We start from the raw sequence: 14,601 nt of genomic DNA on the forward strand, positions 1-14,601 counted from the left end.
GCACCGTCTGCACCACCGACACTCCATACCGACGAGGAAGGCACGGCCGCCGCACGTGAGGGACACACGAGAGAGCCGGCTGCTCCTGGTGCTGCTGATCGCCATCGCGTTCGCGCTGATCACGGTGGACATCCGCGGCGGCGAGGAGTCCCCGGTCGACGGAGCCCGGCAGGCGGCGGCCACCGTCTTCGGACCCGTCGAGAGCGGGGTGGCGGCCGCGGTCGACCCGATCGGCAACGCCATCGGGGCCGTCCGCGACTCCGGCGAGCGCCACGACCGCATCAGCGAGCTGGAGCGGCAGAACGCGGAACTGAAGCAGCGCCTCGGCAGCGACGACCGCAACCGCAGCAGGCTCCGCGAACTCGACGGGCTGATCCGCACCGCGGCAACCGGCCAGTACGGCGTCAAGGGAGCCGAGGTCGTCGCCATAGGAGCGGCCCAGGGCTTCTCCTGGACCGTCACCATCGACATCGGCTCCGACGACGGCATCCGCCGGGACATGACCGTCCTCAACGGCGACGGGCTCGTGGGCCGGGTCACCACCGTCGGCCCGCGTACCTCCACCGTGCTGCTCGCCAACGACCCCGACTTCACCGTCGGCACCCGCATGGAGAAGACCAGCGAGCTCGGCTTCGCCACCGGCCAGGGGGACCGGCCGCTGCTGGTCCAGATGCTCAACGGCAAGGCCAAGGTCAAGAAGGGCGACCGGCTGGTCACCTTCGGCTCGCAGGCGAACAAGCCCTTCGTCCCGGGCGTCCCGGTCGGCGAGGTCGTCCGCGTCGACCCCTCCGGCGGAGCCCTCACCCGCAACGTCTACGTCCGCCCGTACGCCTCGTTCAGCAAGCTCGACATCGTCGGCGTGGTCGTCCAGGCACCGGACACCGACCCCCGCGACATGGTCCTGCCCCCCAAGCCCGCGAAGCCCAGGCCGACGCCCACCGTCACCGTGACCGTCACCCCGGGGGCCGACGGCACCCTCGAAGGCGGCGCACAGGAGCAGGGCGAGCTGCCGCAGGGCGCCGCCGAGCGGCGGCTGCCCGGCGGCACGGAGCAACCCCCCGCCGACGGGGAGGCGCCCGGTGACACCGGCGCCGATCCGCCCGGGGGCACCGCCCCCGACGGCCAGGACGACGAGTAGTAGGAGCTGATCCGACCCATGCGCTTCAACCGGATGCTGCTCTCCACGACCCTGGTCGTGGTCGCGCTCGTCGTCCAGGTCACCGTCCTGGCCCGCCTCCAGCTGCCCGGAGCCGTCCCCGACCTGCTGCTGCTCACCGTCCTCGGGCTGGCGATGGTCTACGGCCACGTCGCCGGAGCCTTCATCGGCTTCGGGGCGGGCCTGCTCGCCGACCTCGCCCCGCCCGCCGACCACGCCGCCGGACGCTACGCCCTGGTGCTCTGCGTGATCGGCTACCTGGCCGGCCTGGTCCGGCCGGAGAACGGCCAGCCCCTCCGCTCGGCGGCCGGGCCCATGCTCGTGGTCGTCGCCGCGGCCGTGGGCTCCACCCTGCTGTACGCGGGCGTCGGAGCGCTCGTCGGCGACACCGCGGCCCGGCACGTCGGGCTCGGCGGCCTGCTGTTCACCGCCGCCGTCTACGACCTGCTCCTCGCACCCTTCACCGTGCCGCTGATCATGTGGCTGGCCAGACGCAGCGACAACGACCCGCTCGCCGAGGGGCAGGGCTCCACCGGCTCCGACGTGGCCTCCGGCTGGCTGTCCTCCGGGACCGGCCTGCGGATCGGCGCCCAGCGCAGCGGGCTGAGGATCAAGGCCGCCAGGACCCGGGCGTCCAGGGCGGGCCGCATCAAGGGCGTCAAGCGACTGTGACCGAGGGGGCAGCAGCGTGAGCAACATCCCGGAGACCGGGCGGACCCCCAGGGTCCAGACCCGGCTCGTCATCATCCAGGTCCTCGTCGTCTCCCTCCTGCTGACCCTCGGGGGCCGGCTCTGGTACCTCCAGATCCGCAACGGCGACGAGTACGCCGACGAGGCCAACGGCAACCATGTGCAGAGGGTCGTCCAGCCCGCCGTCCGCGGCGCCATCCTCGACGCCCGCGGTGTGCCGCTGGCCGACAACGAGACCCGTCTCGTGGTCTCCGCCTCCCGCACCGAGCTGATGAAGATGAAGGACGACGGAGAGGCCGTCCTCACCCGCCTCGCGGGGGTCCTCGGCATGGAGCCGAAGGAGGTCATGGACAAGGTCCGGCTCTGCAACGCCGAGACCCCCCAGCCCTGCTGGAACGGCTCCCCCTACCAGCCGATCCCCGTCACCGACGAGGCCACCACCCAGCAGGCCCTGCAGATCCGCGAGCGCTCCGAGGACTTCCCCGGCATCACCGCCGAGCCCACCGCCGTGCGCCGCTACCCCGCCCCCGTCGACGCCCGCACCTCCCAGGTGCTGGGCTACCTCTCGCCCGTCACCGACGAGGAGATCCAGAAGGCCAAGGACACCGACTCGCCCTATCTGCGCTCCGACCAGGTCGGCCGCTCCGGCCTGGAGCGCACCTACGACAAGGAGCTGCGCGGCCAGGCCGGTGTCACCTCCTACGAGGTCGACAAGCTCGGCCGGGTCATGGGGGAGTCCGAGTCCGACCCGGGAGTCCCCGGCTCCAACCTGGTGACCAGCATCGACGCCCGCGTCCAGGCCGTCGCCGAGGCCGAGCTCCACGAGGCGATGAAGACCGCCCGCACGCAGGTCGACAAGATCACGGGCCGCCCGTACGAGGCCGACGCCGGTGCCGTCGTGGTGATGGAGTCCAGGACCGGCCGCGTCATCGCCATGGCCTCCCAGCCGGACTACGACCCCAACTCCTGGGTCGGCGGCATCTCCGCCAAGGACTACGCGAAGCTCACCGGCAAGGACTCCAACTACCCCCTGCTCAACCGCGCCATCCAGGGCCAGGCGGCACCCGGCTCCATCTTCAAGGTGGTGTCGGCCAGCGCCGCCGTCCGGGCCGGCCACGACTTCAACGACCGCTACAACTGCAGCAGCTCCTACAGCCTCGGCAGCCGCAGCTTCGCCAACTTCGAGTCCCAGGGCCACGGCCCGATCACCCTCGGCGAGGCCCTGAAGTTCTCCTGCAACACCGTTTTCTACGCCCTCGGCCACCAGGAGTGGAAGCGCGACGGCGGCATCAAGCCGAAGAAGGACGCCCACGACTGGTTCTACCGGACCGCCCACGACTTCGGGCTCGGTTCCGAGACCGGCATCGACCTGCCCAACGAGGTCACCGGCCGCATCCCGGACCGCCAGTGGAAGAAGGACTTCTGGACGGCCAACAAGGACGCCTGGTGCAAGCAGGGCAAGAAGGGCGGCACCTACGTCGAGCAGATCGCCTACGAGAACTGCCTGGAGGGCAACCAGCTGAAGGCCGGTGACAGCATCAACTTCTCCATCGGGCAGGGCGACATCCTCGTCACCCCCATCCAGATGGCCACCGCCTACGCCGCCATCAGCAACGGCGGCACGCTCTACGACCCCACCATCGGCAAGGCGGTCATCAGCCCCGACGGCAAGAAGATCACCGAGATCCCGCCCACCTCCCACGGCAGGCTGCCGATAGGGAAGAAGACCATCGCGGACCTCGACAAGGGCCTGCTCTCCGTCGTCGGCCCCGGCGGCACCGCCTCCTGGCGCTTCGGCGGCTGGCCCCAGGACAAGATCCCCATGCGCGCCAAGACCGGCACCGCCCAGGTCTACGGCAAGCAGACCACCTCGTGGTTCGCGACCTACACCGACGACTACACCATCGTGATGACGATCTCCCAGGGAGGCACCGGCTCCGGCGCCTCCGGACCGGCGGTCCGCAACATCTACGAGGCCATGTACGGCCTGGACGAGCAGGGCAACCAGGACCTCAAGCGGGCCCTGCTGCCCGCCCCGCAGAAGGGACTGCCGAAGATCTCACCGGACGGAACGATCGACGCACCCGAGATCAGGCCCTATGTACCCCCCGCGCCGAAGGACGGGACGGGCACCGAAGTGCTTGCGGGACCGCCCGCACGGAGGGACTAGGACATGACAGGCGCAGGCGGGTTCTCCGTCTCCGGATACGGCCCCGAGCGCGGCGGCCTGTGGGCCCGGCTCAGCGCACGGGACTCCGTCGTCCGCCGGCTCGACTGGCCGCTGCTGCTCTCGGCTCTCGCACTCTCGTGCCTCGGCAGCCTGCTCGTCTGGTCCGCCACACGCGGCCGCACCGAGCTGAACAACGGCGACCCCTACCACTTCCTCATGCGGCACAGCCTCAACCTCGGCATCGGCCTCGTGCTCATGATCGCCACCGTGTGGCTGGGCCACCGGACCCTGCGCGGCGCCGTCCCCGTGCTCTACGGACTCTCCGTGGTGCTGGTCCTGCTGGTGCTCACCCCGCTCGGCGCCACCATCAACGGCGCCCACGCCTGGCTGGTCATCGGGGGGCTGTCGCTCCAGCCCTCCGAGTTCACCAAGGTCACCATCATCCTCAGCATGGCGATGATGCTCGCCGCACGGGTCGACGCCGGCGACCAGCTGCACCCCGACCACCGCACCGTCGCCAAGTCCCTCGCCTTCGCCGCACTCCCCATGGGCATCGTCATGCTCATGCCCGACCTCGGCTCGGTCATGGTCATGGCCGTCATCGTGCTGGGCGTCCTGCTCGCCTCCGGCGCCTCCAACCGGTGGATCCTCGGACTCATCGGCACCGGCGTCGGCGGCGCGGTGCTGGTCGCCGTGCTCGGACTGCTCGACGAGTACCAGATCAACCGCTTCGCCGCCTTCGCCAACCCGGAACTCGACCCCTCCGGCGTCGGCTACAACACCAACCAGGCGCGCATCGCCATCGGCTCCGGCGGCCTCTACGGCGCCGGCCTCTTCAACGGCGCCCAGACCACCGGCCAGTTCGTCCCCGAACAGCAGACCGACTTCATCTTCACCGTCGCCGGCGAGGAACTCGGCTTCGTCGGAGCCGGCCTCATCCTCTTCCTCCTCGGCGTCGTGATGTGGCGCGCCTGCCGCATCGCCCGCGAGACCACCGAGCTCTACGGCACCATCGTCGCCGCCGGCATCATCGCCTGGTTCGCCTTCCAGTCCTTCGAGAACATCGGCATGGCCATGGGGATCATGCCCGTCGCCGGGCTGCCGCTGCCCTTCGTCTCCTACGGAGGCACCTCGATGTTCGCCGTCTGGATAGCGGTCGGACTGCTCCAGTCGATCCGGGTGCAGAAACCCATAAGCGCCTGACCCCGGACGGGCGGCGCGCACTCCCGCGCCGCCCCTCGGGGGACTAGATTCGGGGCATGGCGGACACCAAGCGCGAGATCGAGCGGAAGTACGAAGCCACCCCCGGCCTCCGGCTCCCGGACCTCACCAAGGCCGGTATCGCCCGGACCGAGGAGGCGGCGACCACCGAGCTGGACGCCGTCTACCACGACACGCCCGACCTCCGCCTCGCCGCCTCCGGCATCACCCTGCGCCGCAGAACCGGGGGAGCGGACCCCGGATGGCACCTCAAGCTCCCCGTCGCCCCCGGCGTCCGCGACGAGATCACCACCGACCCCACCGACCTCCTCCCGGGGGAACTGGCCGACCTGGTCCGCTCCCGGACCCGCGGGGCCGACCTCGTCCCCGTCGTCCGGCTGCTCTCCTCCCGCGACGTCCACCGACTGCTCGACGAGGACGGCACCGAACTCGCCGAGCTCAGCCGCGACACCGTCGTCGCCGAACGGCTGCACGGCCGCCGGGCGACCGCCCAGTGGGACGAGATCGAGGTCGAACTCGCCCAGGACACCGACCCCGCACTCCTCGATGCCGTCGACAAGCGCCTGCGCAAAGCCGGACTCCACCGGGCGGCCGCACCCTCCAAACTCGCCCGCGCCCTCGCCGAGACCGGCGCCGCCCCCGCCCCGTCCCCCCGGCCCGGCACCCCGCGCACCGCGGGCGACCACGTCCTCGCCTACCTCCACGAGCAGGCCGAGGCCCTGCTCTCCCACGACCCCGGCGTCCGCCGCGACCTCCCCGACGCCGTCCACCAGATGCGGGTCGCCACCCGCAGACTGCGCAGCGCCCTGCGGACCTACCGGAAGATCCTCGACCGGGAGGCCACCCGCCCGCTCGTCGACGAACTGAAATGGCTCGCCGGCGAACTCGGCGCCGCCCGCGACCAGGAAGTGCTCGCCCACCGCCTGCGCGCCCGTGTCGCCGAACTCCCCGGCACCCTGGTGCTCGGCCCCGTCGAGGCCCGCCTCACCGCCTGGGCCGTCTCCGGCGGCACCGACACCCGGACGACCGCCCTCGCCGCCCTCGACAGCGAGCGCTACCTGAGGCTCCTCGACGCCCTCGACACCCTGCTCGCCGACCCCCCGCTGCGCAAGGCGGCGCGCACCGACCCCGAGGCGGCCCTCCCCGACGCCGTGCTGCGCGAGTACGGCCGCACGGCGGATCGGGTGGAGCAGGCCCTCGGCCTGACCCCGTCCACCGAGCGGGACACCGCCCTCCACGAGGCCCGCAAGGCGGCCAAGCGCGCCCGCTACGCGGCCGAGGCCGCGACACCGGCCCTCGGCAGGCCCGCACGCCGCTTCGCCAAGCGCATGAAGGCCGTCCAGAAGGTCCTCGGCGACCACCAGGACAGCGTCGTCGCCCGCGACACCGTCCGCGAACTCGCCGTCGCGGCGAACGGCGCGGGGGAGCCCTCCTTCACCTGGGGACTGCTCTACGGGCACGAGGAGGCCCGCGCCGCCGCGCGGGAGACCGAACTGCCCGAGGTGTGGAGCCGCGCCGCGGACCCCGGTCTGAGGGCGGCCCTGCGCTCCTGACCCCCGGGCCTGCCGCCCGCGACCACCCGCCCCCCGCGGACCGGGCAGCCCGCCGCGACCATCCGCCCCGCGGACCCGGGCAGCCCCGCCGTGAGCGCCCGCCCGGCACCCCGCGCGGGGCCGCCCGGGCCCTCGCCGGGAGGCGTACGGCGGGCCCTTCGGGCCGCGCTACGCTTGAGAGTCGCCCCCGCCAGCTCCACGAAGGTTCCTGATGTCTGCCGAGTCGGTCTTCCCACAGCTCGAAGCTCTGCTCCCGCATGTGCAGAAGCCCATTCAGTACGTCGGCGGTGAGCTGAACTCCACCGTCAAGCCGTGGGAGTCCTGCGACGTCCGCTGGGCCCTCATGTACCCCGACGCCTACGAGGTCGGGCTGCCCAACCAGGGCGTCATGATCCTCTACGAGGTGCTGAACGAGCGCGACGGCGTCCTCGCCGAGCGCACCTACAGCGTCTGGCCGGACCTCGAGGAGCTGATGCGCGAGCACCGGGTGCCGCAGTTCACCGTGGACTCGCACCGCCCCGTGCGGGCCTTCGACGTCCTCGGCCTGAGCTTCTCCACGGAACTCGGCTACACCAACATGCTCACCGCCCTCGACCTGGCCGGCATCCCGCTGGAGTCGAAGGACCGCACCCTCGACGACCCGATCGTGCTCGCCGGCGGACACGCCGCCTTCAACCCCGAGCCCATCGCCGACTTCATCGACGCGGCGATCATCGGCGACGGCGAGCAGGCCGTGCTCGACATGACCGAGATCATCCGTGCCTGGAAGGCCGAAGGGCGGCCCGGAGGCCGCGAGGAGGTCCTCTTCCGCCTCGCCAGGACCGGCAACGTGTACATCCCCGCCTTCTACGACGTGGAGTACCTGCCCGACGGCCGCATCGGCCGCGTGGTCCCCAACCGCTCGGGTGTGCCGTGGCGCGTCTCCAAGCACACGGTGATGGACCTCGACGAGTGGCCCTACCCCAAGCAGCCCCTCGTCCCCCTCGCCGAGACCGTCCACGAGCGGATGTCCGTCGAGATCTTCCGCGGCTGCACCCGCGGCTGCCGCTTCTGCCAGGCCGGCATGATCACGCGCCCCGTGCGGGAACGGAGCATCACCGGCATCGGCGAGATGGTGGACAAGGGCCTGAAGGCGACCGGCTTCGAGGAGGTCGGCCTGCTCTCGCTGTCCTCCGCCGACCACTCCGAGATCGGCGAGGTCGCCAAGGGCCTGGCGGACCGCTACGAGGAGGACAAGATCGGCCTGTCCCTCCCCTCGACCCGGGTCGACGCCTTCAACGTGGACCTGGCCAACGAACTCACCCGCAACGGCCGCCGCTCGGGCCTGACCTTCGCCCCCGAGGGCGGCTCCGAGCGGATGCGCAAGGTCATCAACAAGATGGTCTCCGAGGAGGACCTGATCCGCACGGTCGCCACCGCCTACGGCAACGGCTGGCGCCAGGTGAAGCTGTACTTCATGTGCGGCCTTCCCACCGAGACCGACGAGGACGTCCTGCAGATCGCCGACATGGCGATGAACGTGATCCAGAAGGGCCGCGAGGTCTCCGGCTCCAACGACATCCGCTGCACGGTGTCCATCGGCGGGTTCGTGCCCAAGCCCCACACCCCCTTCCAGTGGGCGCCGCAGCTCTCGGCGGAAGGGACGGACGCGCGCCTGGAGAAGCTGCGCGACCGGATCCGCGGCGACAAGAAGTACGGCCGCTCGATCGGCTTCCGCTACCACGACGGCAAGCCCGGCATCGTCGAGGGGCTGCTCTCCCGCGGCGACCGCCGCGTCGGCGCCGTCATCCGGGCCGTGTACGAGGACGGCGGCCGCTTCGACGGCTGGCGCGAGCACTTCTCGTACGACCGGTGGATGAGCTGCGCGGGCAAGGCACTGCCGGAGTTCGGCATCGACATCGACTGGTACACGACCCGCGAGCGCACCTACGAGGAGGTCCTGCCCTGGGACCACCTGGACTCCGGCCTCGACAAGGACTGGCTCTGGGAGGACTGGCAGGACGCCCTGGACGAGACCGAGGTCGAGGACTGCCGCTGGACGCCGTGCTTCGACTGCGGGGTGTGCCCTCAGATGGACACGGCCATTCAAATCGGCCCCACGGGCAAGAAGCTGCTCCCGCTCACGGTCAAGAAGTAGCCGCGGCCGGCGGCTGTGCCGTCAGGGGGAGGGCCGGGGCCCACCCGGCCTCGGCCGGGCGGACCGCGCCGGCCCCTTCGGGGCGCGGTGCGCGGGAGCACGGGCAGGCTCCTCCCGGGTGCGGACGCGTGGCCGCCGCGGTCGAGCCCGTGCCCGGTGTGCCGTGCCGGGCGCGTAATCTGGGGGGAGACAACACCACAGACCGTTCCCGGCGCGGTGGCCGGCACCGAGATCTCCCTGCGCGAGCGGGGGTGAGCCGGCCGGCCCCCGAGGGAGCCCCGCACGCCGTGGGCGGTGCGTTCACGCGTCCGCCCCGCACCGAGGAGAAGAACCCCTGGGCAAGCGACAGCCCGAAGGTCCGCCGCCTGCACCTGCGGTGCAGCGCATCCGCTTGTGCTACACCAAGCGCGGCCGCCTCCGGTTCACCAGCCACCGTGACTTCCAGCGCGCCTTCGAGCGTGCGCTGCGGCGCGCCGAGGTGCCCATGGCGTACTCGGCGGGCTTCACCCCGCATCCGAAGGTGTCGTACGCCAATGCCGCTCCCACCGGCACGGGCAGCGAGGCCGAGTACCTGGAGATCGCGCTCACCGAGCACCGGGATCCCGGTGCCCTCCGTGTCCTGCTCGACGAGTCACTTCCGTCCGGACTGGACGTCACCGACGCCGTGGAGGCCCGCACCCCGGGACTGGCCGACCGGCTGACCGCCTCGGTGTGGGAGCTGCGGCTGGACGGTGTCCCGCTGGAGGAGGCCGAGAAGGCCGTGGCCGCCTTCCTCGCCGCCGAGACCGTCGAGGTCCGGCGGAAGACGAAGAACGGCATGCGGACCTTCGACGCCCGCGGTGCCGTGGCCGCGCTCGACGCGGCTCGTCCCCAGGCTGATAGGCCGGTGGACGGGCCTTGTGCGATACTGCGGCTGGTCGTTCGGCACGCGACACCCGCCGTGCGACCCGACGACGTCCTGTCCGGTCTCCGAGCTGTGGCCGACCTGGCGCCGCCGGTCCCCGCAGCGGTGACCAGGCTGGCGCAGGGGCTCTTCGACGAGGAGTCCGGCACGGTGACCGACCCGCTCGCGCCCGACCGCGAGGCAGCTCCGGCCGCTCCATCCACGGCCGCCGGGACCGCCTCAGCGACGGCGCCGGAAGGTCCCGCCGCGTAGGGACGGTCGTCGAAGCGCGGCTCTGGCACTCGGGAGCCACCTGGGTCGGGCCGCGCGAGGACACAGGAGACTTTCGCCAGGCCGTGCGCACAAGGCGTACGGAACCGGCGAGCCAGACATCAGCTCCCGTGCGGCGCCCGCGCCCCGGACGGCGGCACCGCGCACCGTGCGCGGGACCGCACCGGACCGGACCAGGCGCGGCGCCCGGGAGCGCGACGGGAGAAACGCCCGCATGCTCGAACAGCCGAACGAGTCCGGCACCGCCGGATCCGCACAGTACGAAGACAGCGCCAGTCCCAGCGACACCCTGCCGCCGCGCCGCCGCCGCAGGGCCGCCTCGCGCCCGGCGGGCCCGCCCGCGGGGGCGGCCGAGGCAGCCGGCACGGCGTCGGAGCCGCGGCCCGAGCCCGCCCCGGAGGCCGGTCCGGCCCCGGAGGAGGCGCCCGCCCCGCGTACGCGGCGCCGGGCCACCCGCAAGGCCACCGCTCCGGCGGGTGCGCCGAAGGCGGAGGAGCCGGTCGCGCCGGTGGAGGCCGCCGAGACGGCAGGGGCCGATGTGGAGGAGGCGCCCGCGCCGCGTGCGCGTCGCCGTGCGGTGCGCAAGCAGGCCGCCGCCGCTCCGGCCGAGGTGGCGGAGTCCGCCGTGGAGACCGGTGAGGAGCCCGCCCCGGAGGCGGGTGCGGAATCCGTCGCGGAGGAGGCGCCCGCCCCGCGTACGCGGCGCCGGGCCACCCGCAAGGTCACCGCTCCGGCGGGTGCGCCGAAGGCGGAGGAGCCGGTGGCGGAGGCCGCCGAGGAGGCCGCCGAAGAGACCGCCGAGGAGCCGGCCGCGGTGGAGGAGCCTGCCGCGCCGCGCCGTGCACGGCGCCGTGCGTCCGCTCCGGCGGGTGCGCCGAAGGCGGAGGAGCCGGTCGCGCCGGTGGAGGCCGCCGAGACGGCCGGGGCCGATGTGGAGGAGGCGCCCGCGCCGCGTGCGCGTCGCCGTGCGGTGCGCAAGCAGGCCGCTGCCGCTCCGGCCGAGGCGGTGGAGTCCGCCGCGGAGACCGGTGAGGCCCTCCCGGAGAGCGCCGTGGAGCAGATCGCCTCCGAGGAGGCCGAGGTGCAGGCGGCGGAGAAGGCCGCGACCCGGGGCCGTGCGCGCCGTCGCGCCGCCTCGCCCGAGTTCACCGCCCAGTCCGGCGAGGCAGCCCCCGCGCAGTCCCGCGGGCGTCGTGCCGCGCGGCCCGCCGTGCCGACCTTCCAGGCCCCGGTCTTCGCCGAGCCGATGTTCCAGACCCCCGAGACGGCCGCTGCCGCCGCTGCCGCCGCCGTGCAGCAGGAGGAGGAGCCGGAGGAGCAGCCGGTCGCCGAGGCGCCCGCCGCCGAGCAGCCCGGCCGTCGCCGTCGCCGCCGCCGGGGGGAGCCGGCGGAGCAGGTCGAGGCCCCTGCTGCTGTCGCCGGGTCCGCCGAGGAGGAGCCCGGGAACGAGGCCGAGGCGGAGGCCGAGGCCACCGCGGGTGACGAGGGCGACGACTACGAGGACCGCCCGTCCCGCCGCCGTCGCCGTGGCGGACGCCGCCGCCGCCGCGGCGGGGAGGCCGAGGCCGAGGAGGCCGCCGAGACCTCGTCCGAGGAGGAGGCCGTCGAGGACTCCCAGGAGGACGGCGAGGAGGACGAGGGCGAGGAGTCCGGTGACGCCACGCCGTCGGCCGCCGGTACCTCCGGCAGCCGTCGTCGCCGCCGTCGTCGCCGCCGCAGCGGTGACGCCGCGGAGGCCGACGGCACCTCCGACGACCCGGAGCGCACGGTCGTCAAGGTGCGCGAGCCGCGCAAGAAGGACGAGCCGAGCGACGAGGTCCAGTCGATCAAGGGCTCGACCCGGCTGGAGGCGAAGAAGCAGCGCCGCCGCGAGGGCCGCGAGCAGGGCCGCCGCCGGGTGCCGATCATCACCGAGGCGGAGTTCCTGGCGCGCCGTGAGGCCGTCGAGCGGGTCATGGTCGTCCGCCAGAGCGGCGAGCGGACCCAGATCGGTGTGATGGAGGACGGTGTCCTCGTCGAGCACTACGTGAACAAGGAGCAGGCCACCAGCTACGTCGGCAACGTCTACCTGGGCAAGGTCCAGAACGTCCTGCCGTCCATGGAGGCCGCCTTCGTCGACATCGGCAAGGGCCGCAACGCGGTCCTGTACGCGGGCGAGGTCAACTTCGAGGCCCTGGGCATGGCCAACGGGCCGCGCCGGATCGAGGCCGCGCTCAAGTCGGGCCAGTCCGTGCTCGTCCAGGTCACCAAGGACCCGATCGGGCACAAGGGCGCGCGGCTGACCAGCCAGGTCTCCCTGCCCGGCCGCTACCTGGTCTATGTGCCCGAGGGGTCGATGACGGGCATCAGCCGCAAGCTGCCCGACACCGAGCGCGCCCGGCTGAAGACGATCCTCAAGAAGATCGTCCCCGAGGACGCGGGCGTCATCGTGCGCACCGCCGCGGAGGGCGCCAGCGAGGACGAGCTGCGCCGTGACGTCGAGCGGCTCCAGTCGCAGTGGGAGGACATCCGCAAGAAGGCCAAGAGCGGCAACGCGCCCACGCTGCTCTACGGCGAGCCGGACATGACCGTCCGGGTCGTCCGTGACATCTTCAACGAGGACTTCTCCAAGGTCGTCGTCAGCGGCGACGAGGCGTGGGAGACGATCCACGGCTATGTCTCGCACGTGGCCCCGGACCTGGCCGACCGCCTCCAGCGGTGGACCAGCGAGAGCGACGTCTTCGCCGTCCACCGGATCGACGAGCAGCTGATGAAGGCGCTGGACCGCAAGGTCTGGCTGCCCAGCGGCGGTTCCCTGGTGATCGACAAGACCGAGGCCATGGTGGTCGTCGACGTCAACACCGGGAAGTTCACCGGCCAGGGCGGCAACCTGGAGGAGACCGTCACCAGGAACAACCTGGAGGCGGCCGAGGAGATCGTGCGCCAGCTGCGCCTGCGCGACCTCGGAGGCATCGTGGTGGTCGACTTCATCGACATGGTTCTGGAGTCCAACCGCGACCTGGTGATGCGGCGTCTGCTGGAGTGCCTGGGCCGCGACCGGACCAAGCACCAGGTGGCCGAGGTGACCTCGCTGGGCCTGGTGCAGATGACCCGCAAGCGGGTGGGCCAGGGGCTGCTGGAGTCGTTCTCCGAGACCTGTGTCCACTGCAACGGGCGCGGTGTGATCGTCCACATGGAGCAGCCCGCCGGCAGCGGTGGCGGTGGCGGCGGCAAGCGCGCGAAGAAGCGCGGCCGCGGCGGTGCCCCGGAGCACCACGAGCACGTCCATGAGCAGGAGACCGCGGCCGGGGCGCCTGCCGAGACCGCTGAGGAGGTCGCCGCGGAGGCGGCCGCCCCGGTGGCGCTCGCCGAGCCCGCGTTCGGTCCCGACGAGGAGCTCTACAGCAGCGTGGCCGAGGCGGAGGCGGCTGCCTCCCGCGGGCGCGGTCGCCGGCGGGCCACCCGCAAGGCGACGGCCCCGGCGGGTGCGCCGAAGGCGGAGGGCGCCCCGGAGCCGGTCGCCGAGGCTGCCCCGGCGCCGGTGGAGGAGCCTGTCGCGGCGCCCGCGCCGGAACCGGTGGCCCCGGCCGCCGAGGAGGCGGCCCCCAAGGGCCGCGGGCGCCGCAGGGCGACGCGCAGCGTGTCCGCTCCCGCGGCCGCTCCCGCGCCGTCGGAGACGACCGTCGTGGAGCCGGTCGCGGAGCCGGAGTCCCCTGCCGAGCCGGAGTCCCCGGCGGATCCCGAGTCCCCGGCACCGGAAGCCCCCGCGGCGGAGGAGCCGCCCGCCGCTCCGGTCCGTGCCCGGCGCCGTGTGACCCGCAAGGCCACGGCCCCGGCGGGTGCGCCCGCGGGCGGCGAGGAGGCAGCCGTGGTGGTCGTCTCGTCCGCGCCCCGGGCGGAGGGCGAGCCCGCCCCCGAGGGAGCGGCGTCCGGGTCCGAGGCGGAGGAGGCCGCGCCCGCGGCCAAGAAGACCGCGCGGAAGACGGCGAAGAAGACGACCGCCAAGAAGGCCGCGGCCACGAAGACGACCGCGAAGAAGACCGCCGCGAAGAAGACCGCGGCGACGGCCAAGAAGGCGGCGGCGAAGAAGACGACCGCCAAGAAGGCCGCCAAGAAGACGGTGGCGGCCGCGCAGGCGCCTTCCGGTGAGGTGTCGGTCAGCGCGTCCGAGGAGTGACCGGGCCGCTTCTGCGGCGCCGAGTGCGGCCCGGCCCCGTCACCGGGGCCGGGCCGCACGGCTGTGCGTCGTGCGCAGGCCGGGGCGGGGCCCCGCCCCGGCCGGCGTCCCCTGACCGGCGTTCCCTGACCGGCGTCCCCGGGCCGGGCCGCACTCCGCGGCGGGCGTGCCCTCCGGTTCCCCCGCGGGAGCGCCCCCGACGGCGGGCCCGGCACCCGGTTTGACCGGCGGCAGGCCGGTCCGTAACCTTGACCCTCGGCGTGTTTCCTGTACACGTCCACTCCTGAGCATCTCCCTCCCGGCTCGGCCGGGAGAGGCCGCTCGTCCGCATCCGGATCATCGGG

At 73.2% G+C, this 14,601-nt stretch carries 8 protein-coding genes; all 8 read left to right on the plus strand.

Annotation, left to right across the window (positions count from 1 at the left end; translation table 11 throughout):
- Window positions 1-55 precede the first annotated feature (55 nt).
- Window positions 56-1,138: a rod shape-determining protein MreC gene (mreC, locus tag ACGF15_RS24205; protein WP_345610696.1), complete on the plus strand. Its 1,083-nt coding sequence runs from the start codon at window positions 56-58 to the stop codon at window positions 1,136-1,138.
- Between the two features lie 18 nt (window positions 1,139-1,156).
- Window positions 1,157-1,828 (plus strand): rod shape-determining protein MreD, encoded by a 672-nt coding sequence (gene mreD, locus ACGF15_RS24210; protein ID WP_345610693.1) that lies wholly within the window; start codon window positions 1,157-1,159, stop codon window positions 1,826-1,828.
- Between the two features lie 16 nt (window positions 1,829-1,844).
- Complete coding sequence (gene mrdA, locus ACGF15_RS24215) at window positions 1,845-4,016, plus strand: penicillin-binding protein 2 (protein ID WP_345610691.1); 2,172 nt, start codon at window positions 1,845-1,847, stop codon at window positions 4,014-4,016.
- A gap of 3 nt (window positions 4,017-4,019) precedes the next feature.
- A complete protein-coding gene (rodA, locus tag ACGF15_RS24220; protein ID WP_345610689.1) occupies window positions 4,020-5,219 on the plus strand; it encodes a rod shape-determining protein RodA in 1,200 nt (399 codons plus the stop codon).
- Window positions 5,220-5,275: 56 nt separating this feature from the next.
- The gene (locus ACGF15_RS24225) at window positions 5,276-6,790 is read left to right on the plus strand and encodes a CHAD domain-containing protein (protein ID WP_392801869.1); all 1,515 of its coding nucleotides are present in this window, start codon (window positions 5,276-5,278) and stop codon (window positions 6,788-6,790) included.
- A gap of 211 nt (window positions 6,791-7,001) precedes the next feature.
- Window positions 7,002-8,927 carry a TIGR03960 family B12-binding radical SAM protein gene (locus ACGF15_RS24230; protein ID WP_362611409.1) on the plus strand — a complete coding sequence of 642 codons (1,926 nt, stop codon included), beginning with the start codon at window positions 7,002-7,004 and terminating at the stop codon, window positions 8,925-8,927.
- A gap of 376 nt (window positions 8,928-9,303) precedes the next feature.
- Window positions 9,304-10,083 (plus strand): TIGR03936 family radical SAM-associated protein, encoded by a 780-nt coding sequence (locus ACGF15_RS24235; RefSeq protein WP_345610679.1) that lies wholly within the window; start codon window positions 9,304-9,306, stop codon window positions 10,081-10,083.
- 232 nt (window positions 10,084-10,315) lie between these two features.
- The gene (locus ACGF15_RS24240) at window positions 10,316-14,257 is read left to right on the plus strand and encodes a ribonuclease E/G (RefSeq protein WP_392801874.1); all 3,942 of its coding nucleotides are present in this window, start codon (window positions 10,316-10,318) and stop codon (window positions 14,255-14,257) included.
- Window positions 14,258-14,601 lie beyond the last annotated feature (344 nt).

The organism is Streptomyces sp. NPDC048001, assembly GCF_043203115.1.
Classification (GTDB): domain Bacteria; phylum Actinomycetota; class Actinomycetes; order Streptomycetales; family Streptomycetaceae; genus Streptomyces; species Streptomyces sanyensis.